Origin of the sequence: Agrobacterium larrymoorei, from assembly GCF_005145045.1 — a bacterium.
GTDB lineage: Bacteria > Pseudomonadota > Alphaproteobacteria > Rhizobiales > Rhizobiaceae > Agrobacterium > Agrobacterium larrymoorei.
Map to the genome: position 1 here is coordinate 730285 of NZ_CP039692.1, position 25548 is coordinate 755832.

Sequence of the window (25548 nt, forward strand, 5' to 3'; positions counted from 1 at the left end):
GCCATGGCAAAGAAGGAACCGACGGAAAGTTACGTGGTGGACTTCGTAGGCGGAGCAGTCGGCCACCGTCTGCGCTCGGGTGAAGGGCGCGGACAGGCGCTGCCGAAAGCCGCAGGCTTCAGCAAAGGCCGCACACCGAAGATCGTGGACGCAACGGCAGGTCTAGGCCGCGACGCGTTCCTTCTGGCCTCTCTGGGGGCAGAAGTGATGTTGATAGAGCGCTCGCCCGAGATGCATGCGCATCTCCTTGACGGCATTGAGCGGGCGAGAGCAGCGGGTGGAGTTTACGAAAACATCGCCTCGCGCATGACACTGCTGCATGGCGATTCAAGGGAACTTTTAAAAACGCTGGATCCTGAGGTGGTGATCGTGGACCCGATGCACCCGCCACGTCAAAACACTGCTCTTGTGAAGAAAGAAATGAGAGTTCTGAGAGACGTCGTCGGATCGGATCCGGATCAGAGAGAGTTGATGGAAGTCGCCTTGGAATGCGCCCGCAAGCGGGTCGTTCTCAAATGGCCGCTACGGGCCGCGGCGATGGCCGGTATCCAAAAACCCTCTCATCAGATTCTAGGCAAGAACACACGCTACGACGTATTCATGATATTCGGTAACGAGAGCGAACCCGATTAACGAAACACCGGTTTGCGCTGCGCATTCATCAGCAACTCGTGACGAGATGCGAAATCCCCAAACAGCTTGCGCAGACGTCGCTCTTCTGTCTCATCGAGACGGTAACGACGACAAAATTCCACGACGCTGAGTATCGGCTTGATTTCTGTCGCTTCAAGCTCGTGGCTATCTATAATTTGCATGAGACCCTCCATAACCGGCATCATCAAACGCCGGAGGAGCGAATACGTTCCCAACTAAATTAGGGGGATGAGAATTAATACCCATCCGCACACGCTCCCATCAAGTTTTCTTGAGAGGGGTAGTTGCAACTAAATAAGTGCCCAAATGTTCCCGGTCCGCTCATTTATTTGGAAGGGAGATCCATGCCGCGCGCTCGACATTTGCTCACCACGACAGTTCTTTCCGCCTTTCTGGCGATACCTTCTCTCGCCTGCGCTCAGGGCGCCGGTCCGGTTGAAACCAACCCGCCGCACGGTCAAAACCAGAAGCCAGCTTTCGAAGGCCAGACAAGGGCCCCTCAACCGGAAAAAATGCCGTCTCTCCAGAAAACGGTGGTAGCCGACGATCTTCCGCATCTGTGGTCCATGGCTCTTCTGCCGGATGGTCGAATGCTGGTGGCTGCCAAGGAAGGCGCGATGCATATCGTGCATGAGGGCAAGGCCGGGCCTGCACTTGAAGGTGTGCCGGATGTGGCATCTGCCGGTCAGGGCGGCCTTCTGGACATTGCCCTGGCACCCGATTTCGAAACATCCGGCATGATCTATTTTTCTTTTTCCGAGCCGCGTGATGGTGGCAACGGAACATCTGTCGCATCAGCCAAGCTCGTAGAGAGCGAAGGCAAGGCCGTGCTGGAAGACACGAAGGTCATCTTCCGCCAGATGCCGACATATGATGGCGATAAACACTTCGGTTCGCGTCTGGCTTTCGGCCTGAACAATGAACTCTACGTCACGGTGGGTGAACGCTCAGACCGTGAGCCACGGGTCCAGGCACAGGATCTATCGAGCGGCCTCGGCAAGGTTTTCCGCATCGATACCGAAGGCAAAGCCATCGAAGGTAATCCCTTCATTGGCCGCGAGAACGCGCAGCCCGAGATCTGGAGCTACGGCCACCGCAACATCCAGTCTGCTGCAATCGATGGCGAGGGTCGTTTCTGGACCGTAGAACACGGCCCAAAGGGTGGCGATGAGCTGAACCTGCCGAAAGCTGGCCTCAACTACGGTTGGCCGGTCATCACCTACGGCATCGAATATAGCGGCAGCAAGGTGGGCGAAGGTCAGACGGCACAGGAAGGCATGGAGCAACCCGTCTATTACTGGGACCCCGTCGTCGGCCCCTCCGGCATGGTCTATTACAATTCCGACACCATACCGGAATGGAAGGGCTCCTTCCTGATCGGCGGACTGGTCAGTCAGGGTCTCGTCGTTCTCAAGGTAGAAGGCGACAAGGTCATCTCCGAAGGACGCCTACCGCTTGAAGCCCGCATCCGCGACGTGCAGCTGGGCAAAGACGGCTCCGTCTACGCCGTCACCGAGGAACGCGGCGGCGGCAAATCCCAGATCATCCGTCTGGCTCCGGAAGCCTGATAAAAATTAAAGGGAGCGGGCATGTCCCGCTCCTTTTTCCGGGAACGGACGCCTTTCCAGACAGTTATTCGGTACGTCACGCAAACAGTATCGAATAGCCATGAACCAGCACCCCGCTCAACTGCTTCGGAAAATTGGATTGACCTATGTCAGCGACCAGGAGCCCGGTATTGCCCGGGAGCGTCGTGGCAAGGGGTTCAGTTATCGCTTGCCGGATGGCACGCTGCTTGCGGACACGATTGAAATCAAGCGCATCAAGACACTCGCCATTCCCCCCGCCTATCAAAAGGTATGGATCTGCATCAATGCGGCTGGCCATTTGCAGGCCACAGGTTTCGATGCGCGGGGGCGAAAGCAATATCGGTATCATCAGGATTGGCACGCCTATCGCGGCGAGACGAAGTTCTTTCAGTTGAAGACGTTTGGGGAGGCTCTGCCTGCCATTCGCCGCCGTGCGATTTCCGATATCGAGAAACAGGTCAACAGCCAGAACCGGACGCTTGCGGCGCTGGTTCTTCTGCTCGATGCGGCTTATTTACGTGTTGGAAACAAGACCTATCTCGAGAGCAATGGCACCTATGGCGCAACGACACTGCTCAAGCGCCATGTTTCCTTGGGTGAATCCATAGAGCTTCGCTTCGTTGCCAAGGGCGGGCAGAAGGTGCGCAGAAGCCTGCGGCATCCGCGGTTGCAGAAGATACTGGAGGAGATCGCGGATCTTCCCGGAAAGCAGCTTTTCGTCTGGCAGGATGAGAACCACATGGTTCATCCCATCGATTCCAGCGCGCTGAACAGCTATCTCTCGGAAACTGCAGGCGAAGGGATTTCCGCAAAGACATTCCGAACCTGGGGCGGGACGCTGGCAGCCTTCAGCCATGCGGTGGAGCGTTTCACCAAGGACAGCACACCGACGATCAAAAGCATGTGCGAGGCGGCGGCGGAAGAACTGTCAAACACTCCAGCCATCTGCCGCAAGAGCTATGTGCATCCTTCCGTTCTCGATCTCGCCACAGAACCTGCTTCGATAAAGCGTCTTGAAAAGGTGCTCGAAGCACCGCTGAAGACGACATCGGGATTGCGTGCGGACGAGCGCAGGCTAATTGCCTATCTGCCTTGAGGTTAGCGTTGTGCCGTCACCATCTTGGCGGGCACGATGATCTCATATGTGCATTCGAATGCAGGGCGGGCTACGCGGTAGGTATCCGATTCATCCGACGGCACCTGAACGATTGCGTCCCCCGGAAGTGCGACCATCATCTCGCCCCAAGGTGCCTTGAAGTTGAAGGCGCCCCATTCATCCGGCACGATGAAATAATCCATCTCGGCACTTTTCGGCTTGAACGCCCGGTAGCCCGATCTGTCCGAATCCGACAGCGGCTCCCCATAGCGCTGCGGAAAGTTCTTGGCTTTTACCAGAATTTCCTCATTGCCGGTTTCCTCGCAGCGGTTACGCACCACCCAGTCACCCTCTTCGGCGGGCTTGGAGCGGGTTTCCACACCCTGGCCCTTGATGAAGGTGATGACGATTTCGCCCGGCATGGCGGGACGCGCATCCACCTCCCGCGTTTTCTTGGCCTTGCCGACCAGATCGCCCTTTTTGGCAACACCCATGAGCGCGATCTGATCACGCGCGGGAAACTCCTCGATTGCCTGCGCGGTAACAGGCAGGAGAAGAGACACGCATAGCAAAGTCTTTGCCAGGGTGAGCACAGTCATCTGTAATTCCATCTCGTTGAGCGGTGATCGGGCTTATGAAGTGACCCGACTGAAAAGGCAGACGCCGGTGCAGGCTTGGCCACAGCCCACACTCACGCAGAAGTGAGATTACAGATATCGGCACGAAGGAAAACCACGCATTTTTAATGGTAGATTTTAACCGTTTGCAAACACTCGCCTTCTGGCGGTTGTAATTAGCGGGCTACCGAACGTTCAGCTTGGTGTCAGAAACCCTCTCCAAAGGAAGATCTTTAGCCGGAAAAACAAACCGATTCACGATCGGCTTGCCGCCGGCGATGCCTCATTCGGCACAGGGGAGTAAGTATTTTGGCGCTTCTAGCAACAAATTTCGACCGCGGTTTCATCCGGCGCCCGGAAATCGGCAGCGTGACACTCAGCATCATCACCGCGCTTTATCTGCTGTTTTTCACGAATCATACGTTCTGGTCGAAAGTCCACACGCATCTGGCAGCCTATCCGGTAGCCATTTTCGCGCTTTACATCGCCATGATCGCGCTGTTTTCGGCACTGCTGATCATCCTCTCCGCAAAATATGTGATGAAGCCGATTTTCATGGCGCTTATCGCGATTTCCGCCCTGTGCTCATGGTTCATGGATCGCTTCGGCGCCGTTATCGACAGCGACATGGTTCGCAATGCCTTCGAAACGACGACCGGCGAGGCGAACAACCTCATCACTTTTGCATTCATCATGCATCTCGTGATCTATGCGCTGGGCCCGATCTTGCTGCTGGCCTTCGTCCGCATCCAGCATCGGGGCATCCTCGGAAAGCTGTTCTGGAATACGGTCAGCGTTCTGGCCTGCCTCGTCGTCGTGGGTGGCATCGGCGCGGTCAATTCCAAGACCTTCACGACGGCGATCCGTCAGCACCGCGATATCATCAAAAGCCTCAATCCGATCACTCCCATATCCTCGACCATTCACTACCTACGCATGGCGGATAAGGAAGCGCAGTTGACCGTGACCCCTACAGGCCTCGATGCGAAGGTGATGCCAGCACTGGCAGGTGTTACCAAGCCGAGAATCACAGTCATCGTGACCGGCGAAACGGCGCGCGCAGCCAACTTCTCCCTGAACGGCTACGGGCGCGAGACGAATCCTGAACTGAAAAAACGGGACATCATCTATTTCCCCAGTACGGTAAGCTGCGGCACCTCCACAGCCATCTCCGTCCCCTGCATGTTCTCCCGCTTCACGCGCTCGGAATATACCCACAGCAAGGCTCTCGCCAATGAGAACCTCATGGACGTGCTGACCCATGCGGGTGTGGACGCCAAGTGGCTGGACAATGATACGGGCAGCAAGGGTGTCGCGGACAGAATTCCATATTTCGATCTCAACGCCACCCATGACGCGGCATTCTGCCCGACCGGCGAATGCAGCGACGACATATTCCTCGACCGGTTGGACAACTGGCTGGATCAGGTCAACAAGGACAGCGTGATCGTCATTCACCAGCTTGGCAGCCACGGCCCGTCCTATTTCCTGCGCTATGGCGACCAGTTCAGAAAGTTCACGCCGGATTGCCGCACCTCGGAGCTTGGAAACTGCAAGGACTCGGAAATCGTCAATTCCTACGACAATACGATCCTCTATACGGACCACTTCCTCTCTACCATCATCGACAAGCTGAAGGCGCGGTCCGGCAAGCTTGCGACCGGCATGATCTATGCATCCGACCACGGCGAATCCCTAGGCGAAAACGGTCTCTACCTGCACGGCGCGCCATACCTTCTGGCACCTGCGGAGCAGACCCACGTTCCCTTCCTCGTTTGGGTGGATGATGATTTCTCCAAGTCCATGGGTCTTGATAAATCCTGCATGGTCAATGAGGCCAAGGCCGGAGGCCGCTCGCATGACAATTTCTTCCACAGCATCCTCGGCATGATGAACATCTCGACATCGGTCTACGATCCGTCTCTCGATGTATTCAGTGCATGCACGCAGAAGCGCACCTCCTGATTGGAGGTGCCTTGACGGCAGACCGCGCAAGACGATACGCATTTCCCAATTGGGAGTGAGGTGAGCTTGCGGGTTCTGCTTGTTGAAGATGATCAGGTGCTGGGAGAAGCGCTGCGGGACCACGTAGCCGCGGCCCGGCATGCGGTGGACTGGTTCCAGACGCTGAACGACGCCATGGCCGCGACGGAAACCGTGAGCTACGGGCTGATCTTGCTGGATCTGCGCCTGCCAGATGGTGAGGGCCTGACCCTGCTGCGCGCGCTGCGCGGCCTGAACGATCCCACGCCCGTCATCATTCTGACGGCCCATGATCAGGTCTCCGACAGAATTGAAGGATTGAATGCCGGTGCGGACGATTATCTCGTCAAGCCGTTCAACCTCGGCGAACTGACTGCAAGAATGCTTGCCGTTTCCCGTCGCTATGAGGGGCGCTCTATGCCTGTCGTGAAGCTGCCGGGCATCGAGATCAATCAGGTGGCGCGAAACATCGTCGTTGACGGCAAGTCGCTCACATTGAGCGCGCGGGAATGGGCCGTGCTGGAAAAGCTGGTCGAGCGCCCCGGCGCAATCGTCTCGAAGGCGCAGCTTCACGAAACGCTTTATGAATTCGGGGCGGAGATAGAGAGCAACACGGTTGAGGTCTATATCAGCCGCTTGCGTAAGAAGATCGGATCGGACCGCGTCGAAACCGTGCGAGGACTTGGCTATACGATACGTTGATTTCACCCGCTGGAACAACAGCATGACGCGCAAGATGGTGATTGCGCTGGTCAGTGTTCTATCCGTGTCCTGGCTGGTCGCTTCCGGCCTCGGCGTCATGGTCATGCAGGATGAATTCGCCGAAATCTTCGATAGCGGCGTGCAGGAAACCGCCGAACGCCTGCTACCGCTCATTGCCGCAGATTTTCGCGAGCAGAGCCCGGAGGCACAACGCCGCCTCACCCAACCCTCTACCGGCGAGGAATACCTGACCTATCAGGTGCGCGACCGGGAAGGCGAAGTGGTCCTGCGCTCGCATGATGGCGCCATCGAACCATTCGACGTGCCTTTGACGCCCGGCTTCGCCGATACGGATACGCAACGCATCTACACCGTCGTAACGCCTGAGGGCGATCTCTACCTTCAGGTCGCGGATGCCTTTGCCAACCGTCGCGAGGCGATTGTCGAGGCGGCGAATGCGCTCATTCTTCCCGTGCTCGTGCTTATACCAGCCAGCATCATCGCGGTCATTCTGGTCATTCGGCGAACGCTGACGCCTATTCAGGAATTGCGAGACGACATCGGGCGCAAGGATGGCGGCAATCTCGCGCCTGTCGGCACCGAGCAGTTACCGACGGAACTGCATCCCATTGCCCGCTCCGTCAATCTTCTGCTCGAACGATTGCGGTCCGCGCTGGAGTCCGAACGATCCTTTGCCTCCAACAGCGCGCATGAATTGCGCACACCGATTGCCGGAGCGCTTGCGCAGGCGCAGCGTCTGAAAGCGGATATTCCCGCCGAATTTGCGTCCCGGGTCGATCAGATCGAACTATCGCTTTCCAACCTTGCGCAGCTTTCAGAGAAACTGCTGCAAATGTCCCGCGCGGAAGCGGGCATCGGCATAGCGGAAACCACGATCGATCTCGTGCCAGTAATTGAACTCGTCGTGGAAGATATGAGCCGAACCGAGATCGGAGCGGGGCGAATCCATCTTCACCTGCCCATCGATGGCACATTGAAGGGCATGATCAACCCGGATGCCTTCGGCATCGCTCTGCGAAATCTGCTGGAAAACGCGCTCGTTCACAGCCCGGAAGACAGTGAAGTCGATATCCATGTGGAGGCGAATAAGGGAATTCGCGTGGTGAACGGCGGAACGCCGGTCGAGCAGAGCCTGCTGCCACGCCTGACGACCCGCTTCACGCGGGGACCGACCCAAGCATCCGGTTCGGGCCTGGGTCTCGCCATCGTCAAAAATCTGGTGGAAAGGATGAACGGGACGCTCACCCTTTCCTCACCTGCACCGGGCCGAAGCGACGGTTTCGAAGCGCGCATCGACCTGCCGAAATGATCGACCTCAATCCTCGTGGATGTGGCTGTGGTCTCGCGTATCGCGCATCTTCACATAGACGATGAGCGAGAGTGCAATCATCAGCGTCACGTACCAGAAGAACCAGCTTTCGTGGCCGATCTGTTTGAACTTCAGCGCCACGAATTCCGCTGTTCCGCCGAAAATCGTATTAGCCAGCGCATAGGGCAGCGCCACACCAAGCGCGCGGATATGGGCGGGGAACATTTCCGCCTTCACCACGGCGTTGATGGAGGTGTAACCCGTCACGATCAACAGTCCGGCCAGCACCAGCGCGAAGGCCGCATAGGGATCGGTCGTCGTGGAAAGCGTGCTGAAGATGATGTAGGTGAACAGCGTTCCGAGAATGCCGAACCCCACCATCAGCGGCTTGCGCCCCACCCGGTCGGACAGCGCACCTGCAAGCGGCTGGCACAGCATGAACACGAAGAGCGCCGCCGTGGTGATTTCCGTAGCCGCTTCCTTGCTGAAGCCTGACGTGTTGACGAGGAACTTCTGCAAATAGGTGGTGTAGGCGTAGAAGGCCAAGGTGCCGCCGGAGGTCAGCGCCATCACCATGAAGGCTTCGCGGGGATAATGCTTGAACAGCGCCCAACCGCCGGATTTCGGCTTATCGGCAGCACCTGTTTTCGCGTTCTCGAAGGACTGCGTTTCCACCAGACCACGGCGAATATAAAAGACCGCGATGGCAAGAATGCCGCCGATGAAGAACGGAATACGCCAGCCCCACGCGCTCAGCTGCTCCGGTGTCAGCGCACGTTGAAGAACAAGGAGCACGGCAAGTGCCAGCAACTGGCCTGAGATCAGCGTGACATATTGGAAGCTGGAAAAGAAGCCACGGCGGCTTTTGCCTGCCATTTCCGAAAGATAGGTAGCACTCGCTCCATACTCACCGCCAACGCTGATGCCCTGCAAGAGGCGCGCGAGAACGAGAATGGCCGGTGCGGCGATGCCGATGCTTTCATGACCGGGCGTGATCGCAATCATCAGCGAGCCGAGGCACATGAGCGTAACCGAAAGCGTCAAGCCAGCCTTTCGCCCTTTGCGGTCTGCGTAAGTGCCCATGACCCAGGCGCCGATGGGGCGCATGAGAAAGCCCACGGCAAACACCGCTGCAGCGCTGAGCAGCTCAGCCGTCTGATTTCCGGAAGGGAAGAAAATAGGCGCGAAATAAAGGGTGAATGCCGAATAGACATACCAGTCATACCACTCTACCAGATTACCCGCTGAGCCGCCGATAATCGACTTCAATCGGGTTTTCTGATCCGGTGACGAACTGGAAACGGCTGGGTTTTGAACAATATTCAATTGCAACTCCATTCAATTCTGGCGGAAAACAGATCGCAATTTCACAAGCTTCCGCTTGCCAGTGGCTATATACCCGCATGGACGCACAGGGCAAGATAGTTTGTACTACTTACTAATTTAGTGCTTCTCTTGCTTTCCCTTGCCCCTCTTCTTCACGAAAAAGCTTTTGAAACAGAACCTGCATCATTGCTTTCACTGCACCGGTTCTCCTAAAAGAATCCAATGACCTATGAGTTCACCACTCTTCCAACATCCAGGCTCGTACTTGCGCTGACGCGAGCGGGCGAGGCCTTGGCGCGTCTGGACGAAAGAATTGCCCGCTCGCCCATCAGGAACGGCTTTCTGGAGCGGCAGGATTTCGGCGATGCGGTGTCCTCTCTTTGGGTCGATGGTGAGTTGGTTCACATGGAAGATCTGGTGCTTCACGATGCCAGAATGGACATAAGATCACCCACCAATGAAATCGTGAATGCGCATCGTATTTTGCGCTCAAGACGGTTGATCTACAACAACTTTCCGCAATGGCCCTTCACCGATCAGGGCCTGAACCTGCTGCGGGGCAAGGGTTGGGTTCAGGAACCGGACGAAACCTCCACAGTGGCAGAGTTAAATCCCGAACATGAGCAGGATGCGGAAGAGGATACGGGCGACGATGCTCTGTCCGACGAACTGGCCGAGATGGATGCACTGCTCGCGCGCAGCAGCGCGACACTGGATAATGTTATTCACAACGCCAGAGCGAAATCACCTGCGAACGATCTTCTATTGCACGAGCCTGAGATTGATGAGGATGCGGTTTTGCGCCAATGGCGCGATCTTGTCGATTCCTGCAAAGATCATCCGCCGCTGCTCCAGGCCGCCATTATTCTGGATGCCTGGGGTGAAATGCAGGTTCTGGAGCGAAGCCCGTGGCTTGGGCGGCAACTGGCTGCGGCCCTGCTGCGCGGCAACGGTTTCACGCATCTGCCTGCCCTGAACATCGGAATAAGGACGATACCGCGAGAACGACGCAGGTCGCGCCAGCAGGGGGAGCGGCTCTGCGCTATCCTCGATGGAATTTACGAAGCCGCACTGCTTGGCATGAAAGAACATGACCGGCTTCTGAACGGCAAAAGCCGCATGGAGCGCCGCCTCGTCGGGCGTCGCTCCAACTCGCGGCTGCCGGATCTTATCGAGCTGGTGCTGGCGAAACCCGTCGTCTCCACCTCTATGATCGTGAAGGCGTTGGGCACGACCCCACAGGGCGCGGTGGGACTGGCCAACCAGCTTGAGCTTCGGGAAATGACCGGGCGCGGACGTTTCCGCGCCTGGGGTATTCTCTAGTAACTCGCTGCCTCAGCTGGCCATCGCGTATCGACCATACGGATCCTGATTACGCGTATTCTCCGCACCAACCCTGAAGCGACCGATCATTGCGGCGAGGTTTTCCGTTTCCTGCGACAGGCTTTGAGCGGCGGCTGTGGTTTCTTCCACCATGGCGGCATTCTGCTGGGTAACCTTGTCCATCTGGTCTGCGGCGGAAGAGACTTCCCGCAGGCTGACGGCCTGCTCCCGCGCATTGGCGGCAATCTGGTTGACGGTCTGGCTCATGCCCAGCACCTGCTCGACGATCTTTCCGAGAGACGAACCTGTTTCCTCGACCAGTTGCACACCGGCCTCGACCTGGGTGGACGACATGGAAATCAATTCCTTGATTTCCTTTGCCGCCTGCGCGGAGCGCTGCGCCAGTTCGCGCACTTCCTGCGCAACGACGGCAAAGCCCTTGCCGGCCTCGCCAGCACGCGCTGCTTCCACGCCTGCATTCAGCGCCAGCAGATTGGTCTGGAAGGCGATTTCATCGATGACGCTGATGATATTGCCGATCTTGCTGGAAGAGCCCTGAATTTCCGTCATGGCCGCAATGGCGCGCGCCACGACTTCACCACCCTTTTCTGCATCGCCACGTGCAACATTCACAGTTTTCTGCGCATTAGACGCACCATCTGCCGTGTCGTTGACGCCACGGGTAACCTCACCCAGAGCCGCCACGGTTTCTTCCAGCGAAGCGGCCTGCTGCTCGGTGCGGCGCGCGAGGTCATTCGACGCGGTGGAAATTTCGCCAAGACCGGAGCGGATCGTATAAACCGCATGTACGACATTGCTGATCGTTTCCTCGAGTGCGGAAACCGAAACGTTGAAGTTCTGCCGGATGGCATCGAATTCAGGCGCGACGCGCTCGTTCATGCGAACCGTCAAATCGCCAGCGGCCAGAACATTGAAACGGCTCTGGACGAGCTCCACGAAGTGGCGCAGATCTTCGGCCTTGGCGCTATCGAGATCGCTCTGGCGCTTCCGGTCGGTTTCAATCTGCTGCTGAAGCTCTTCCTGCTCGGACTGCATCTCTTCGCCACGGGCAAGGGCAAACCGGAATTTTTCAAGCGCGGCGGTAAGGCTGCCAAGCTCGTCCTTCTTGCCCGTCTGGGCAATCTGGTCTTTGTAATTGCCATCCGCCATCTTGCGCACGGCGCCCAGAACCGCCGTCAGCGGTTTCTTGATCAGCATCTGGCTTGCCAGAAGAATGACGCCGAGTGTAACGGCAAGGATCAACACGCCGCCGATGAGCGTGTTATAGACCTGCTGCCACACAGGCGCGGAAAAGACTGCCGGTGGAACATCGAGCACCGTTGCCCATGTCGTGTTCATGCCAGACGCGGTGAACGGATAGATCAGACGCACCGATCCATCCGGCAGGCCGGTAATGACGCGCATCTTGCCATCGGTCAGCGATTGCTTGACGTCGTTGGCTCCGACATCGGCATAATCCTTCATCAGATTATCCTTGTTCGGATGCGTCAGCCACTTGCCGTTGCTGGCCAGCAGCATGACGCTGCCGCCTTCGAACGGCTTCATCTGCGCAAGGCTTGCGGTGAGATCGTCAAGCTTGATATCGACACCGGCCATGCCAACAACGTTGCCGTCGATCTTCACCGGCACCGATACCGAGGTGACGAGCTTTTTCATGTTGGTGAGGTATGGGGAGGTGATGATGGCTTTGCCGCTTTTCAGCACGCCGCTGTAATATTCATCCTCCGGCTTGATGGTCCAGGTGGAAAACTCCATCTGGCCGTTATCGCCCTTCGTCCAGTAAGGCGTGAAAATGCCTTCCTTGTTCAGTCCATCGGTGCCAAGTGTGGGCTTGGGGCTCTTGCCATCGATCAGCTCGCACATCCACGCGCCGAAGACGTTTGGATATTGCGGCGCGACGGATTTGATCATGGCAATGATATCCGCGCGATTGCGAGAGCCATCGCCAATGATACCTGTGACCGTGGCAGCAAGCGTTGCGCCTGCCGATGTCGCTTCGGAAATGTCCGTCGCGACATGCTGGCTGACGACTGCCGCTTTTTCAGAGGCAAGCGCCATCACATCCCGCTCCGTCGCGGATTTGACGTTGACCACGTTAAGCGCCGTGTAAGCGATGATGATACCCGTAATGGCGGTCCCCGTCGCCAAGATGAGTTTCCCCGAGACGGTACTGAAAAGCTGTTTCATTTGCCCACCCTTAATATTGGGCGATATAATCGGTTAAAATTATAAATATTCTCCAAACGAAACGCTCGACAAGTCACCCCGCAACTTTGACGGCAATATCTATTTATTATGCTACCGCAAGCTAAGAGCCATTAGATTTTGGGAACGCCAAAGTGGCTTGACAATAACATGATAAAATAATTCATAATAAATTACATTTGTCCTCAGTGCGGACTTCCGAGGTGGTCGAGCTCTTTGGCTTAGACGCGCTCTTATAACCAAGCGATTTCGAGATGAGCTACCTCCATTCCATGACAGCCTATACCGAGGGTATCCGTGCCCTTCAGCCAGCGCGCTGGCTGGGTCTGGATGGCATGATGAATGTGTTCTGGGATGCCGAAGGTGAAACGGGCGCGACCGGTTATTACCTCTCCCCCGATCCGCGCATCGTCATCTTCTTCAACAATGTCGCCCCGCATATCGAAATGTCCAATCGGGATAGCGGCAGGGACGAGTATTTCAGGCCCATGACCCGGGCCGTCTATGTTCCGGCGGGCGTGCCGCTCTGGACCCGCTTTACCTCCCCACACCGCTTCTCGCATCTGGATGTTCATCTGCATCGAGACCGCGTACTGAAATTCCTCACACCCTCCTTGGGATCGTCCATGGCGCAGACGGCTTTGCGCTCGCCGGTGGAATTGCAGGATGTGGGCGCGGTGAACACATTGGCAGGTCTTCTCGTCAGCGAAGTTTCGGCCCCATCCAGACACCCGCTCTTCGCGGAAAGCCTCGTCGGCAGCATCATCTCCGGCCTGCTGGATATTCACGATGATGGCGGCGATCAACCTGCGGGCCGCATCACGCAGGCCCAGATGAACAGACTGGTCTCCACCGTCAATTCCCGCGGGGATTTCAGGATGACCGTGGGCGAGATGGCGGAAACGGTCGGCCTTTCCGAAAGCTGGTTTGCCAATGTCTTCAAGCAGACAACGGGCAAAACCCCCATACAATGGCTGCTGCAACGACGCATCGAACTGGTGCAGAAGCTGCTCGTGGAAAGCAACCTCCCCGTCGCCGCAATCGCCGCCCAACTCGGCTTTTCAGATCAGGCCCACCTGACAAAAACCTTCCGCCAGATAACCGGCGAAACGCCGGCCGCATGGCGGAAGATGCAGCTCAACCGAATGTAAGGCCGCCCGATGCTGCTCGGCACCGGGCGGGAGATGACTCACCAAGTCTGGCGGAGTGTCGCGTAGATTGCGCGACCGGGATTGTAGTAGTAAGCCCCGCCATCATCATTCGCGATGTGCTTCTCGTCAAAGATGTTGCTGGCGTTCAACTGAAACGTCGTGTTCTCCTTGATCGCGTAGGTAAACGCGGCATCGAATACGACAGCACCGTCCGATTTGCGTGTGTTGGCGTTGTCGAAGTAGTAGGAGCCCACATACCGCGCACCCAAGCCAAACGTCATATCGCCTCGCTTGCCCTCGCCTTCCCAGGTGTATGTGCCCCAGATGGACGCCATATGTTCGGGGACTTGGGCAAAGCTGTTACCGGCAAGGCCATTAGAGTTGCCCGGTTCTTTGATCTCCGAGTTGATATACGAATAAGCAGCGATCAGATTGACGTTGTCGTAGACTTCGAGCTTTGCCTCTAAATCAAGACCACGATGTCTCACACTTTCTACGGTGCTTTCGAGATAAACAGGGGCTTCACGCGTCGTTATGTTTTCAAGCGTCAAATCGTAGATCGAGGCAGTGATCAAGCCCGGAAAAGCATCCGGCTTATATTTGACGCCAGCCTCATACTGCTTACCGGTGGTCGGTTCTACACCTGTACTTGGGGGCGCGACTGATTCAGCATAGCTGGTGTACACGGCAAGCTCTTCGGTGAGTTTGTAGCTCAGGCCGAACCGCTTGCTAAACTCACTATAATCGCCACTTTTCGTCGTGCTGTTCAGTCGGTTGGTCTCATCGAGATTGAGCCAATCGTTCCGAAGTCCGACACTCGCCGTCAGCTTGTCGAACAAAACAAAGTCCTGCTGGAGATAAATCGCCTTGGTCGTCTGATCTTGAACTTTGCTTTCGGTAACAGGAATGGTCCCGGGAACGCCCGTGAATATTGGATTTTGCCAATCAATGCCAGGTGCCGTTCCGCCCCATACGGGACGATAAAGACCATAGCTAATGGAAGTGGCATCTACTTTTTTGAAATCCGAGCCTGCCAACGTCCGGCTTTCGACGTTGTCAAATTCGGTTTCGTAAAGAAAATGAGCATCTATAACGAACTGCTTGTCCGCACTGTCACCTCCGAAGAAGTTACGATCAACGACGGTATCCGACGTATCGCTGGCACCTAGCTCGTCATAAATATAGGCATAACCGAACTTGTTCTTTGAATTGCTGTACCGTGCGTTGGAGTTGAACTTCAATCCGCCGCCGAAATCATGATCGAACATGACACTAAACGTGTTTCTATTTGTCTCATCGAAGTTATAGCCAGGCTCGCCGAAGAACTTTTCCCTATCAAAATCCGTAAATCTCGGATGACCACCGCCACTGGGTGTCCCATCCTTGTCTAAATGGTCGAAAATAAATGACAGGCTTGTCGCGTCCGTTGGACGCCAAGTCATGCCGCCCATGATGAAATTTTCGTCGTTCTGTGAGTAATCATATTCAGCATCGGAACGCTGGAACTTCCCCGTCAAGCGGTAAGAGAGGGTGTTGTCTTCTGTGACGTTGTCTCCAAAATCAAAACCAGCTTCTTTGTGGGCAAATGACCCTGTCGTTCCATAGATTTCACCAAAACGCTCACTTTTTGGTCTCTTTGAAACATAATTAACGGCACCACCGGGGTCGGATACGCCAAAGCCGGTCGAATTCGCGCCTTTCAAAACTTCAATGCGCTCAAAGGAATAAGGCTCTTCGAGAACCCCACCCCAGCTTCGACCGATGGCTAAACCATCACGGTACATAAATGGGCTGAATCCACGTATTTTTACATAGTCGTAACGATCGTCAGAACCATAAAAGTCGGTCACTACGCCTGCAGTATATTGTACCACCTCCTCAATGCTGCTTGCAGCACGCTCCTTGACTTCCTTGGAGGTGATAACCGACACTGACGCAGGCGTCGTCAAAATTTCACCGGGCATCTTTCCGACAGCAGTAGACTGTGTGGCAACAATCGACCTCTCATCATCGTCCCCACCGCTACCCTGCACGGTGATTGCCTCCAGAACAGTCGAACCTCCAGCACCCTGCGCCTCTTGCGCACTCACATGGAAAGGCGCAAAGGCAACAAGTGCCGTGCAGCCGAGAAGGATCGCGTCGCGGTAGCCGCGATGTCTGTTTTTGCGCTGTTCCCCGATAGTCATCATAGTCATTCCACGATCCAGAAGCGTTTGACTGCCCGAGCCGGACTTGCGGGTCCATGCGGCAGTTAGTGAGGCGATGGCGCTGTTTTTTTGAAGCGGATAAGGATCGTTTCCCCTCTCCCGCCCGACTTCGAAAGCACAGCGCAACTGGCAGGGCTATAACTTGAGAAAAGTAATCCGGTATTGTACTTTTCCATCGTTTTGTACAAAACCACGGAAACTTCTAGGGCTTTGCAGCACGCGTGCCACATGTGGGTTGACGCGGAAGAGTGAAGCTGAGACTGACAGTCCACTTTAAACCGTTCAAGAGGGTTGCGAAATGTTGCGCCTGTTCCGGGTTACCTTGTGGTCCGTCTTCACCTGCCTGCTGGCCTTCGCCTTCAGTGCGCATGCGCAGGATCAGGCCTATCCGATCACCATCAAGCACGCCTTCGGCACGACGACGATTGAGAAGAAGCCGCAACGGGTAGCGACCGTGGCCTGGGCAAACCATGAAGTTCCGCTTGCGCTGGGCGTTGTGCCCGTCGGCATGGCAGCGGCGAATTTTGGCGATGATGATGGTGACGGGCTTCTGCCATGGGTGGCGGAGAAGCTGAAAGAGCTGGGCGGAGAAAAGCCGGTGCTGTTCGATGAGGGCGACGGAATCGATTTCGAGGCAGTTGCTGCCACCGAACCGGATGTCATTCTCGCCTCCTATTCCGGGCTCAGCCAGGCGGATTACGATACATTGAGCCAGATCGCGCCTGTCGTTGCCTATCCCGAATCCCCTTGGGCAACGGACTGGCGCGATATGATCCGCCTCAATAGCGCGGGCATCGGCATGGCCTCGGAGGGCGACGCCTTGATCACGACGATCGAAGGCGAAATGGCTGAGGCCGTTGCCGCGCACCCGGAATTGAAGGGCAAGACGGCCATGTTCGTCACCCATCTGGATACGACCAATCTCAGCATCGTCAATTTCTATACGGCCAACGATACGCGCGTGAAATTCTTCGCGGACCTCGGACTGAAATCGCCAAAGAGCGTGGTCGAGGCCACCAAGCCGGGGCAGTTCGCTGCTGCGGTCAGTGCCGAACGCGTGGATGCCTTCGATGACGTCGACATCGTCGTGACCTATGGTGGCGAACAGTTGCTGGAGGCCGTGAAAGCCGATCCACTGCTCTCCAGAATGCCCGCCGTCCGGCACAATGCCATCGTCATGCTCGGCAGAAACCCGGTCGGGACAGCTGCGAACCCAACGCCGCTCTCCATCTCATGGGTGCTGAAAGACTATGTGGCGCTGCTGGCTGAAGCCGCCGGGAAGTCCAGCGGAAAACCCTGATGGCCGCAGGCAGCATGACAGAAAGCGATACTCCAACCTATGCCGGGCGTTCGAACAATGTCCGGCTGCTCTGGCTTTTTGCGCTTACCGGCGCCTTTTGCGTTTTCTGCATTCTCTCCATCGCCGTTGGCACGCGTGATGTGGGGTGGAGCGACATTGCTGCAGCACTGACCGGACAGGCAGAAACGATAGCGCAGGCTGCCGTTACGGTTCGCATTCCGCGCACGATCCTCGCCGCTCTCGCCGGGGCCGCGCTTGGTCTGGCGGGCGCGATCATGCAGGGTGTCACGCGCAATCCCTTGGCCGACCCGGGCATTCTCGGCGTCAACATGGGCGCATCGCTTGCTGTCGTCATCGGCATCGTATGGTTCGGCATAGCGTCTGCCAGCGCCTATATCTGGGTCGCGATTTTCGGCGCGGGCGTCACCGCCGTCTTTGTCTATACCATAGGGTCACTCGGGCGCGGCGGGGCCACGCCGTTAAAGCTTGCGCTTTCAGGGGCCGCCACCTCCGTCGCGTTTTCCTCGCTGGTCATCGCCGTTGTGTTGCCGCGCAGCGATATTGCCGGTGGCATTCGCTCCTGGCAGATCGGCGGCGTCGGCGGCGCCACTTTCGACCGGCTCTATTACGTTCTCCCCTTTCTCGCAGTCGGTTTCGCCATAAGCCTGCTCTCGGCGCGGAAGCTGAATTCGCTGGCTCTGGGCGATGAACTTGCCGCAGGTCTGGGAGAACGGGTCGCCATCGCGCGTGGCTTTGCCTCTCTCGGCGCGATAACACTGTGCGGCGCAACGACTGCGATCTGCGGGCCAATCGGCTTCGTGGGCCTCGTCGTACCGCATCTTTGCCGCCTGCTTGTCGGCGTGGATCACCGTTGGCTTTTGCCGTTCTCGGCACTCAGCGGTGCCTGCCTTCTGCTGGCGGCGGATGTGTTCGGGCGCATCATCGCGCGCCCTGCCGAACTCGATGTCGGCATCGTCACCGCGCTGATCGGCGCGCCATTCTTCATCTGGATCGTCAGACGCCAGCGGGTACGTGAGTTGTAATATGCTGCTGGAACCCACCGTCCGAACCATCGTCACAAACCGCAATGCGCGCGCCCGCAGACACCGCGCAGTCGTCCTCACCCTCTGCGCCATCGTCACTATCCTTTTTGCAATCACACTCTCGGTCGGGCAGAACATAACGCCGCCGGGCGATGTGCTGCGTGTTTTGATGGGAGAACAGGTTGCGGGAGCGTCCTTCACCGTTGGCCAGCTTCGCCTTCCGCGCGCGGTTCTTTCCGTGCTTGCAGGCTTGAGCTTCGGGCTTGGCGGCGTGGCGTTCCAGATCATGCTGCGCAATCCTTTGGCCAGCCCGGATATTATCGGCATCAGCTCCGGTGCCAGTGCGGCTGCCGTTTTCGCCATCGTCGTGCTGTCCATGAAGGGGCCAATTGTTTCGGTCTTTGCTGTAACGGCAGGCCTCGGTATTGCGCTTCTGGTTTATGGCCTGTCCTTCAAGAACGGCGTGGCGGGCACCCGCCTCATTCTCGTGGGCATAGGCGTCTCGGCCATGCTGGAAAGCGTCATCGCCTATATCCTCTCCGCAGCCCCGGCATGGACGTTGCAGGAGGCGATGCGGTGGCTGACGGGCAGTGTCAATGGCGCACAGCTGAGCCAGTCGGCTCCACTATTTGCCGGGCTCGCCATCTTCGGCTCGCTTCTGCTTGCCAAGAAACGTGATCTCGATGCCTTGAGACTGGGAGACGACACGGCGGCAGCGCTCGGCATTCGCGTCTCGGCAACCCGCATCATCGTCATCATTTCCGCGGTTGGCATGATTGCCTTCGCAACCGCAGTTACAGGGCCGATAGCCTTCGTCGCCTTCCTCTCCGGCCCCATTGCAGCGCGTATCGTCGGCAATAGCGGTTCGTTGCTCATCCCGTCTGCACTTGTTGGCGCCATTCTGGTTCTGGCGGGCGATTATGCGGGCCAGTTCCTGCTGCCCAGCCGTTATCCGGTTGGCGTCATCACCGGCGCGTTGGGCGCACCTTACCTGATCTATCTTATCGTGCGCGTTAACCGCTCAGGAGGCTCACTATGACCGTCCACTCCCTGACTGCGGAAAATCTTTCTGCCGGATACGGCGATACGCTGATTTTCAGCGATCTCGATCTTGCCGTTCCGCCTGGCAAGATCACGGTCATCGTCGGTGCCAATGCCTGTGGCAAATCCACCCTGCTCAGGGCCATGTCTCGGCTTCTCGCACCGAAATCCGGCCATGTTCTGCTTGATGGAAAATCCATACACAAGACGCCGCCGAAGGAGCTTGCCCGCACGCTCGGCCTGCTTCCGCAATCACCCATTGCACCGGAGGGCATCGCCGTTGCGGATCTCGTCAGCCGCGGCAGGCACCCGCATCAGGGCATGTTCTCCCGCTGGACGAAGCAGGATGACGAGGCCGTTGCCACAGCACTCCTTGCCACGAAGACGGATGGGCTTTCCGAGCGCCCGGTGGACGAACTTTCCGGCGGGCAGCGACAGCGCGTGTGGATTGCCATGGCACTGGCCCAGCAGACGGACGTGCTTCTGCTGGACGAGCCGACGACGTTTCTGGATATCAACCATCAGGTCGAGGTTCTCGATCTGCTGACCGATCTCAACCACACACGCGCAACAACAATCGTCATGGTGCTGCATGATCTTAATCTTGCAGCGCGTTATGCGGATTATCTCGTGGCCATGGCAGACGGAAAAATTCTGGTTCGGGGTGCCCCTGAAGATGTGCTGACAGCGGCCAATGTGAAGCAAATCTTCGGCCTCGAAAGCCGCATCATCGCCGACCCCACCTCAGGCCGCCCCATCATGCTGCCCATTGGCCGCCATCGTGTGAGCGCTGTGTAGGTTTCAGACTGCTCAAAAGCTGTCCTTCAGTCACCTAAGTTTCACACAGAAACATTAGCAATTGCAAAGATGCATGGTGGTTGCTTATGCTCCGCCACGTCCGCAACGGTCGCCGCATTGCGCGGTAGACTATTGCGCATATCGCAATACATTCGAAATTATTATTGCAATTCCGCCCTGCCGAAGTCCAGTCCAATATCACTCCATCAGACAACGAAACGCGACACGGAACGGTCGCTTACTGAAGGAGCAGACCATGACAGACCTTCTTACCCTAAGCCGCCGTTGCGCTCTGCTTGCCGGAGCAACAATGGCAGCAGCCGCAGCTTTTCCAACCCGCACGACCTTCGCAGCAACTTCCACAAATATGTCAGCACAAGGAGAAACCAACATGGGCTATGTAACAACCAAGGACGGCGTTGAAATCTTCTACAAGGACTGGGGTCCGAAGGACGCACAGCCCATCGTTTTCCATCACGGCTGGCCGCTGTCTTCCGACGATTGGGATGCGCAGATGCTGTTCTTCGTCTCCAAGGGCTATCGCGTCGTAGCGCATGACCGCCGCGGTCACGGTCGCTCGGCCCAGGTTTCGGAAGGTCATGATATGGATCATTACGCTTCCGACGCCTTCGCCGTCGTCGAAGCACTGGACCTGAAAAATGCCGTCCACATCGGCCACTCCACCGGTGGCGGCGAAGTTGCCCGCTACGTGGCAAAGCATGGCGAACCTGCCGGTCGCGTTGCCAAGGCGGTTCTCGTTTCCGCCGTGCCGCCGATCATGGTCAAGACCGATGCCAACCCTGAAGGCCTGCCGATGGAAGTTTTCGATGGCTTCCGCTCCGCTCTCGCTGCCAACCGGGCGCAATTCTTCCGCGATGTTCCGACAGGCCCTTTCTATGGCTTCAACCGCGATGGCGCGACCGTGCATGAAGGCGTGATCCAGAACTGGTGGCGTCAGGGCATGATGGGCGGCGCAAAGGCCCATTACGATGGCATCAAGGCCTTCTCTGAAACCGACCAGACGGAAGACCTGAAGAATATCAGCGTCCCGACGCTCGTTCTGCACGGCGAAGACGACCAGATCGTTCCAATCGCAGACTCCGCTCACAAGTCGGTCAAGCTGTTGAAGAACGGCACGCTCAAGACCTATCCCGGCTTCTCGCATGGCATGCTGACGGTCAACGCCGATGTGCTGAATGCCGACTTGCTGGCCTTCATAAAGGGCTAAGCCGAACATACAAAAAAGCGATGCGGCTGGAGACAGCCGCATCGCTCGTTTTACTGTCCGACTTTTACCGCTTAAGCCGGGTAGCGAGACGCATACCAGTTGCGGAACAGGTCATATTGATTTTCCAGATGGCGGCGCTGGGACGCGCTGAGTTCATCCGTTTCGTTGAAGTGCAGCGTGTATTCCTGATCGCCATTCAACACCATCAGATACTTGTAGTGCAGAACGAGGTCCGGGCCTTCATCATAGGTCGAGAGCACCGTCAGTGCCTCTTCCAGTTCCCGTGCTTCCGCGCGGGCTGACGCATCGCCCTTTGCTGCCTTTTCGCACAGGGCTACGAGATGCAAAACTTCTTTCGGCAAGGCGTTGCCGATGCCGGTGATTGCACCGCCTGCACCGCAATTGACGAAGCCATGATAGACGCCCGTATCGACGCCGACCATCAGCGTCAGATCGTCATCGCCAGCCGTAATATTTTCCGCGGCGTAGGTCATATCCTGCTTGCCGCCGAATTCCTTGAAGCCGATCAGGTTGGCATAGCGGGAGCGGAGATCGAAGAACAGATCGGCGCGGGTGGCAAAGCCATAATAAGGGCTGTTGTAGATAACCGCTGGCAAGCCGTTTGCCGCTTCCAGAATGGCGGAAAAATGCGCCTTTTGAGCTGAGACGGAAGACCCACGCGAAAGCACGCGCGGAATGACCATCAAACCCTTCGCGCCCACCTTTGCGGCGTGAGCCGCGTGGCTGACCGCAGACTTTGTGTTGATAGCGCCGGTGCCAACGATAACCGGAACGCCCGCTTCGGCCAGACGGCGAACGCCTTCCTGCCGCTGTTCATCCGTCAGCAGAGGCCAGTCGCCCATGGAACCGCAATAGACGACAGCCGACATTCCGGCAGCAATTAATTCCTTGCCCTTCTTAACGAGAGCATCGAAATCAGGCGTCCGGTCCGCCTTGCAGGGTGTCATGAGGGCCGGAATGCATCCAGTAAAAATCGTGCTTGCCATCGTTCCCAAATCCTTTCGCGGTATGCGATCCGCTTTTCATGAGATGAGCATTAGCACCGCGACATTAATTTGTCGACAAATAAAATACAAAGAATGACGACGTGCGCTTTTCGCTTGTTCGCTGCCCTCTTTTAAAGAACCAGACTTGAACTATGCCGTGCATCCGCAGTGATATAAGATCTAATCTGTGTCACGATCTGATCCGCATGGGCTCTGGCGATCTTGTCGGCTTTCTCGATATCCCGGCTAATAATGGTCTGGATCATCTCTTCATGCTCCCCGACATATTGCTTGGGCAGCACATCGTTGAAGGACGAATAGTAGAGCCGCAGAATACGCCGTCCCTCATCGAGAAGTCGGGTGAAGAGTTCCACATAGTGCCGGTTGCCACCGGCCTGGGCGATGGCCACATGGAAATCGCGGTTGGTCGCGATCATCGCCAGCGCATCGCGCTTTTCAACGGCGTCTTCGAACTCGCGCTGGAGCGCGCGGATTTGGACGATATCCGCCTCCGTGTGCTTGGCGGCGGCAAGCCGTGTCGTGACGCGATACATCAGCGTCAGCGCATCGAAGAATTCCGGCAGACCCAGAAAATCGATTTGCGAAACGATTGTCGCACGGTTCGTCAGCGTCGTGATCAGCCCCTCCGCCGAAAGGCGCACCAGCGCCTCGCGAATGGGTGTGCGGGACAGGGAGAAACGTTCGGAAAGCTGCAACTCATCGATGGGGCTGCCGGGTTCAAGCTTCAGCTCGATGATTTCGTTGCGAAGCGTTTCATAGACGGTGGAGACGCCAAACCCTCTGCGATGGGTCTGCTTTTCCTTCTCGTCCGCTTTCTCCGCATTCGCCATGAAACCATCCTTCGCCACTGGCTGTAAGAAGCTATTCCATAACCAACCTGCAAGCGAAGTTCAAACGCTGCAAAGAAAAACGCCGGGACGATGCCCGGCGTTTCTCGTGACCCGATTATGCTGCGCGCAGCGAGGCGCTGAGCGGAATTTCGACATCGATTTCCAGCAGCGAAACATGTTCGTCGCTATCCATCTTCACATGCACCTTGTCGTTGTCGATCTGCACATGCTTTGCGATGGCGGCCAGAATTTCCTCGCGCAGAACCGCGACGAGATCCGATCCCATGTTGGTGCGCTCATGCGCAAGCAGAACCTGTAGCCGTTCGCGCGCGACCGGTGCGGACTTCTGTTTGCGGAAAAGGCTGAAGATGCTCATGCAGCCCTCCCGAAAATCTTGGCGAAGATGCCGCGCTTTTCGCCGGGTACGGCAACAGGAATGTCTTCGCCGCACAGACGGCGTGCCGCATCGAAATACGCCATGGCCGGAGCAGACTTGGCATCCGCAAGCGTTACCGGCGCACCGACGTTGGAGGCGCGCAGCACATCCATGCTTTCGGGAATGATGCCGATCAGCGGAATGGACAGGATTTCCAGAACGTCATCCACCTTCAGCATGTCACCGCGTTCAGCCCGTGCGCTGTCGTAACGGGTCAGCAGCAGGTGCTTTTCCATGCGCTCGCCGCGCTCTGCCTTCAAAGTCTTGGAATCGAGCAGGCCGATGATGCGATCGGAATCGCGCACCGAAGAGACTTCCGGGTTGGTGACGACAACGGCCACATCCGCATGGCGCATGGCAAGCGTTGCGCCGCGCTCGATGCCGGCGGGGCTATCGCAAATGACCCAGTCGAAATGCTTCTTGAGTTCGCCGATGACCCACTCCACACCTTCCGGCGTGAGGTTGTCCTTGTCGCGGGTCTGCGAAGCGGGAAGCAGGAAAAGTGTGTCGAGACGCTTGTCGCGGATCAGCGCCTGCGTCAGCTTGGCATCGCCCTGAATGACGTTGACCAGATCGTAAACGACGCGGCGTTCCGCACCCATGACCAGATCGAGGTTACGCAGGCCGACATCGAAATCCACGACGACGACTTTTTCTTTTCTCTGCGCCAGCGCTGCGCCAAGGGCCGCAGTGGACGTCGTCTTGCCAACGCCTCCCTTGCCGGAGGTAACGACAACTACCTTCCCCATCCTGATCTCCTGTTTCCTGCCGCTTATGGCTTAACTAAGTTTGTCCGCTTTGATCGTATCGTTTTCCAGCCATAGCTGGACGGCCTGCCCCCGAAGCTTCGGGTCGATATCTTCCGCGACCTTGTAAACACCGTCGATGGCGAGAAGCTCTGCTTCCAGCTTCTTGCAAAAGATGCGCGCCGAAGCATTTCCGAGCGAACCGGCCATGGCACGGCCACGCAGCGCGCCGTAAATATGGATTGATCCACCTGCAATCACTTCCGCACCGGAGGCGACCGAACCGACAATCGTCACATCGCCTTCCGGAAAGATGATCGACTGGCCGGAACGAACCGGCTCGCTGATCATCAGCGACTGAACGACGCTCCTGATTTCCGTTACAGGTGCCGCAACCTGCTCCTCAGGTGCTTCGACCTGCGTGAGCGTAACAGGCTCCACCTCGACATCCGAAGCTGCTTTGCCGCCTTTCAGCGCAGGTGGCATTCCCGTTTCGATCATGGAGGGGCGTGCGCCCTCAATGCCCATGATCGCGACATTTCGGCTGTAAAGCTCGGCCAGAAGGGCCTTCAGCCCCGCCTTGTCCAGCTTCAGATCCGCCACATCCAGCACCACCGGACGTGACAGAAAGAACCCGGCAGACCGCGCTGCCAGATCGTCCAGTCGCTCCAGCCAGACATCCAGCGGCGACTCGGGGGAGAGAACGACCGCCAGAAAAGAGCGGCCTTTGATACGGATCGAGCGGGAATCTGTTAGCACTTTGGTCATCTAGGTAAACAATTCGTTGATACAGAGGTACTGGTGATTTGGTTAACAAATGGTTAACGCGGGCAGTCGCAGGAGCTCAAAATTAACTTCGTGACACCCCTTGACGGAGCATCAACCTGAGTCGTT

23 protein-coding genes are annotated in these 25548 nt (G+C 57.1%); 13 read left to right on the top strand and 10 right to left on the bottom strand.

The window, feature by feature from the left end:
• Positions 1 to 3 precede the first annotated feature (3 nt).
• Positions 4 to 633, top strand: coding sequence for a class I SAM-dependent methyltransferase (locus tag CFBP5473_RS17650; protein ID WP_027674158.1), 630 nt, complete (start codon positions 4 to 6; stop codon positions 631 to 633).
• Here the strand turns inward: CFBP5473_RS17650 and CFBP5473_RS17655 are convergent.
• Positions 630 to 815, bottom strand: coding sequence for a hypothetical protein (locus tag CFBP5473_RS17655; RefSeq protein ID WP_027674157.1), 186 nt, complete (start codon positions 813 to 815; stop codon positions 630 to 632). The two genes, CFBP5473_RS17650 and CFBP5473_RS17655, sit on opposite strands and share 4 nt — an antisense overlap.
• Positions 816 to 998: 183 nt before the next feature.
• On the opposite strand from CFBP5473_RS17655, the gene CFBP5473_RS17660 reads away from it, so the two are divergent.
• Together CFBP5473_RS17660 and CFBP5473_RS17665 are read left to right on the top strand one after the other, a co-directional pair.
• Positions 999 to 2222, top strand: a complete 1224-nt coding sequence (locus CFBP5473_RS17660; RefSeq protein ID WP_027674156.1) for a PQQ-dependent sugar dehydrogenase — start codon at positions 999 to 1001, stop codon at positions 2220 to 2222.
• A gap of 100 nt (positions 2223 to 2322) precedes the next feature.
• Positions 2323 to 3339, top strand: coding sequence for a DNA topoisomerase IB (locus CFBP5473_RS17665; protein WP_027674155.1), 1017 nt, complete (start codon positions 2323 to 2325; stop codon positions 3337 to 3339).
• 2 nt (positions 3340 to 3341) lie between these two features.
• Here the strand turns inward: CFBP5473_RS17665 and CFBP5473_RS17670 are convergent, their stop codons facing one another.
• The gene (locus CFBP5473_RS17670; protein WP_027674154.1) at positions 3342 to 3938 is read right to left on the bottom strand and encodes a hypothetical protein; all 597 of its coding nucleotides are present in this window, start codon (positions 3936 to 3938) and stop codon (positions 3342 to 3344) included.
• A 327-nt stretch (positions 3939 to 4265) separates the two neighbouring features.
• Between CFBP5473_RS17670 and CFBP5473_RS17675 the strand changes: the two genes are divergently transcribed.
• From CFBP5473_RS17675 to CFBP5473_RS17685, 3 genes are all read left to right on the top strand, one after another.
• Positions 4266 to 5921, top strand: a complete 1656-nt coding sequence (locus CFBP5473_RS17675; protein WP_051441165.1) for a phosphoethanolamine transferase — start codon at positions 4266 to 4268, stop codon at positions 5919 to 5921.
• A gap of 66 nt (positions 5922 to 5987) precedes the next feature.
• The gene (locus CFBP5473_RS17680; protein ID WP_027674152.1) at positions 5988 to 6641 is read left to right on the top strand and encodes a response regulator transcription factor; all 654 of its coding nucleotides are present in this window, start codon (positions 5988 to 5990) and stop codon (positions 6639 to 6641) included.
• 22 nt (positions 6642 to 6663) lie between these two features.
• Positions 6664 to 7971, top strand: a complete 1308-nt coding sequence (locus CFBP5473_RS17685) for a sensor histidine kinase (protein WP_027674151.1) — start codon at positions 6664 to 6666, stop codon at positions 7969 to 7971.
• A 6-nt stretch (positions 7972 to 7977) separates the two neighbouring features.
• On the opposite strand, the gene CFBP5473_RS17690 is transcribed toward CFBP5473_RS17685, so the two are convergent.
• Positions 7978 to 9309 carry an MFS transporter gene (locus CFBP5473_RS17690; protein WP_037170725.1) on the bottom strand — a complete coding sequence of 444 codons (1332 nt, stop codon included), beginning with the start codon at positions 9307 to 9309 and terminating at the stop codon, positions 7978 to 7980.
• A gap of 210 nt (positions 9310 to 9519) precedes the next feature.
• On the opposite strand from CFBP5473_RS17690, the gene CFBP5473_RS17695 reads away from it, so the two are divergent.
• The gene (locus CFBP5473_RS17695) at positions 9520 to 10620 is read left to right on the top strand and encodes an RHE_PE00001 family protein (protein ID WP_027674149.1); all 1101 of its coding nucleotides are present in this window, start codon (positions 9520 to 9522) and stop codon (positions 10618 to 10620) included.
• 12 nt (positions 10621 to 10632) lie between these two features.
• On the opposite strand, the gene CFBP5473_RS17700 is transcribed toward CFBP5473_RS17695, so the two are convergent.
• The gene (locus CFBP5473_RS17700) at positions 10633 to 12789 is read right to left on the bottom strand and encodes a methyl-accepting chemotaxis protein (protein ID WP_234881853.1); all 2157 of its coding nucleotides are present in this window, start codon (positions 12787 to 12789) and stop codon (positions 10633 to 10635) included.
• Positions 12790 to 13100: 311 nt separating this feature from the next.
• Between CFBP5473_RS17700 and CFBP5473_RS17705 the strand changes: the two genes are divergently transcribed.
• Positions 13101 to 13997: a helix-turn-helix domain-containing protein gene (locus CFBP5473_RS17705; RefSeq protein WP_027674147.1), complete on the top strand. Its 897-nt coding sequence runs from the start codon at positions 13101 to 13103 to the stop codon at positions 13995 to 13997.
• Positions 13998 to 14035: 38 nt separating this feature from the next.
• On the opposite strand, the gene CFBP5473_RS17710 is transcribed toward CFBP5473_RS17705, so the two are convergent.
• Positions 14036 to 16192, bottom strand: coding sequence for a TonB-dependent siderophore receptor (locus tag CFBP5473_RS17710; RefSeq protein ID WP_027674146.1), 2157 nt, complete (start codon positions 16190 to 16192; stop codon positions 14036 to 14038).
• 310 nt (positions 16193 to 16502) lie between these two features.
• On the opposite strand from CFBP5473_RS17710, the gene CFBP5473_RS17715 reads away from it, so the two are divergent.
• The 5 genes from CFBP5473_RS17715 (at position 16503) to CFBP5473_RS17735 (ending at position 21614) form a co-directional block, all read left to right on the top strand.
• Positions 16503 to 17504 (top strand): iron-siderophore ABC transporter substrate-binding protein, encoded by a 1002-nt coding sequence (locus CFBP5473_RS17715; protein WP_027674145.1) that lies wholly within the window; start codon positions 16503 to 16505, stop codon positions 17502 to 17504.
• Positions 17504 to 18547, top strand: coding sequence for a FecCD family ABC transporter permease (locus CFBP5473_RS17720; protein WP_051441164.1), 1044 nt, complete (start codon positions 17504 to 17506; stop codon positions 18545 to 18547). The genes CFBP5473_RS17715 and CFBP5473_RS17720 overlap by 1 nt, the downstream gene beginning before the upstream one ends.
• Before the next feature lies 1 nt (position 18548).
• Complete coding sequence (locus tag CFBP5473_RS17725; RefSeq protein ID WP_027674143.1) at positions 18549 to 19586, top strand: FecCD family ABC transporter permease; 1038 nt, start codon at positions 18549 to 18551, stop codon at positions 19584 to 19586.
• A complete protein-coding gene (locus CFBP5473_RS17730; RefSeq protein WP_027674142.1) occupies positions 19583 to 20386 on the top strand; it encodes an ABC transporter ATP-binding protein in 804 nt (267 codons plus the stop codon). The genes CFBP5473_RS17725 and CFBP5473_RS17730 overlap by 4 nt, the downstream gene beginning before the upstream one ends.
• A gap of 391 nt (positions 20387 to 20777) precedes the next feature.
• Complete coding sequence (locus CFBP5473_RS17735; RefSeq protein ID WP_027674141.1) at positions 20778 to 21614, top strand: alpha/beta fold hydrolase; 837 nt, start codon at positions 20778 to 20780, stop codon at positions 21612 to 21614.
• Positions 21615 to 21685: 71 nt separating this feature from the next.
• On the opposite strand, the gene CFBP5473_RS17740 is transcribed toward CFBP5473_RS17735, so the two are convergent.
• The 5 genes from CFBP5473_RS17740 to minC all read right to left on the bottom strand — a co-directional run bounded on the left by CFBP5473_RS17740 (position 21686) and on the right by minC (position 25422).
• Complete coding sequence (locus CFBP5473_RS17740) at positions 21686 to 22621, bottom strand: dihydrodipicolinate synthase family protein (protein ID WP_027674140.1); 936 nt, start codon at positions 22619 to 22621, stop codon at positions 21686 to 21688.
• Between the two features lie 131 nt (positions 22622 to 22752).
• The gene (locus tag CFBP5473_RS17745; protein WP_027674139.1) at positions 22753 to 23472 is read right to left on the bottom strand and encodes a GntR family transcriptional regulator; all 720 of its coding nucleotides are present in this window, start codon (positions 23470 to 23472) and stop codon (positions 22753 to 22755) included.
• A 115-nt stretch (positions 23473 to 23587) separates the two neighbouring features.
• Positions 23588 to 23848 (bottom strand): cell division topological specificity factor MinE, encoded by a 261-nt coding sequence (minE, locus tag CFBP5473_RS17750; RefSeq protein WP_027674138.1) that lies wholly within the window; start codon positions 23846 to 23848, stop codon positions 23588 to 23590.
• Positions 23845 to 24657, bottom strand: coding sequence for a septum site-determining protein MinD (gene minD, locus CFBP5473_RS17755; protein WP_027674137.1), 813 nt, complete (start codon positions 24655 to 24657; stop codon positions 23845 to 23847). Before minD ends, minE begins: the two co-directional genes overlap by 4 nt.
• A gap of 30 nt (positions 24658 to 24687) precedes the next feature.
• On the bottom strand, positions 24688 to 25422 hold the full coding sequence (gene minC / locus CFBP5473_RS17760) for a septum site-determining protein MinC (protein ID WP_027674136.1): 735 nt from the start codon (positions 25420 to 25422) through the stop codon (positions 24688 to 24690).
• Positions 25423 to 25548: the final 126 nt, after the last annotated feature.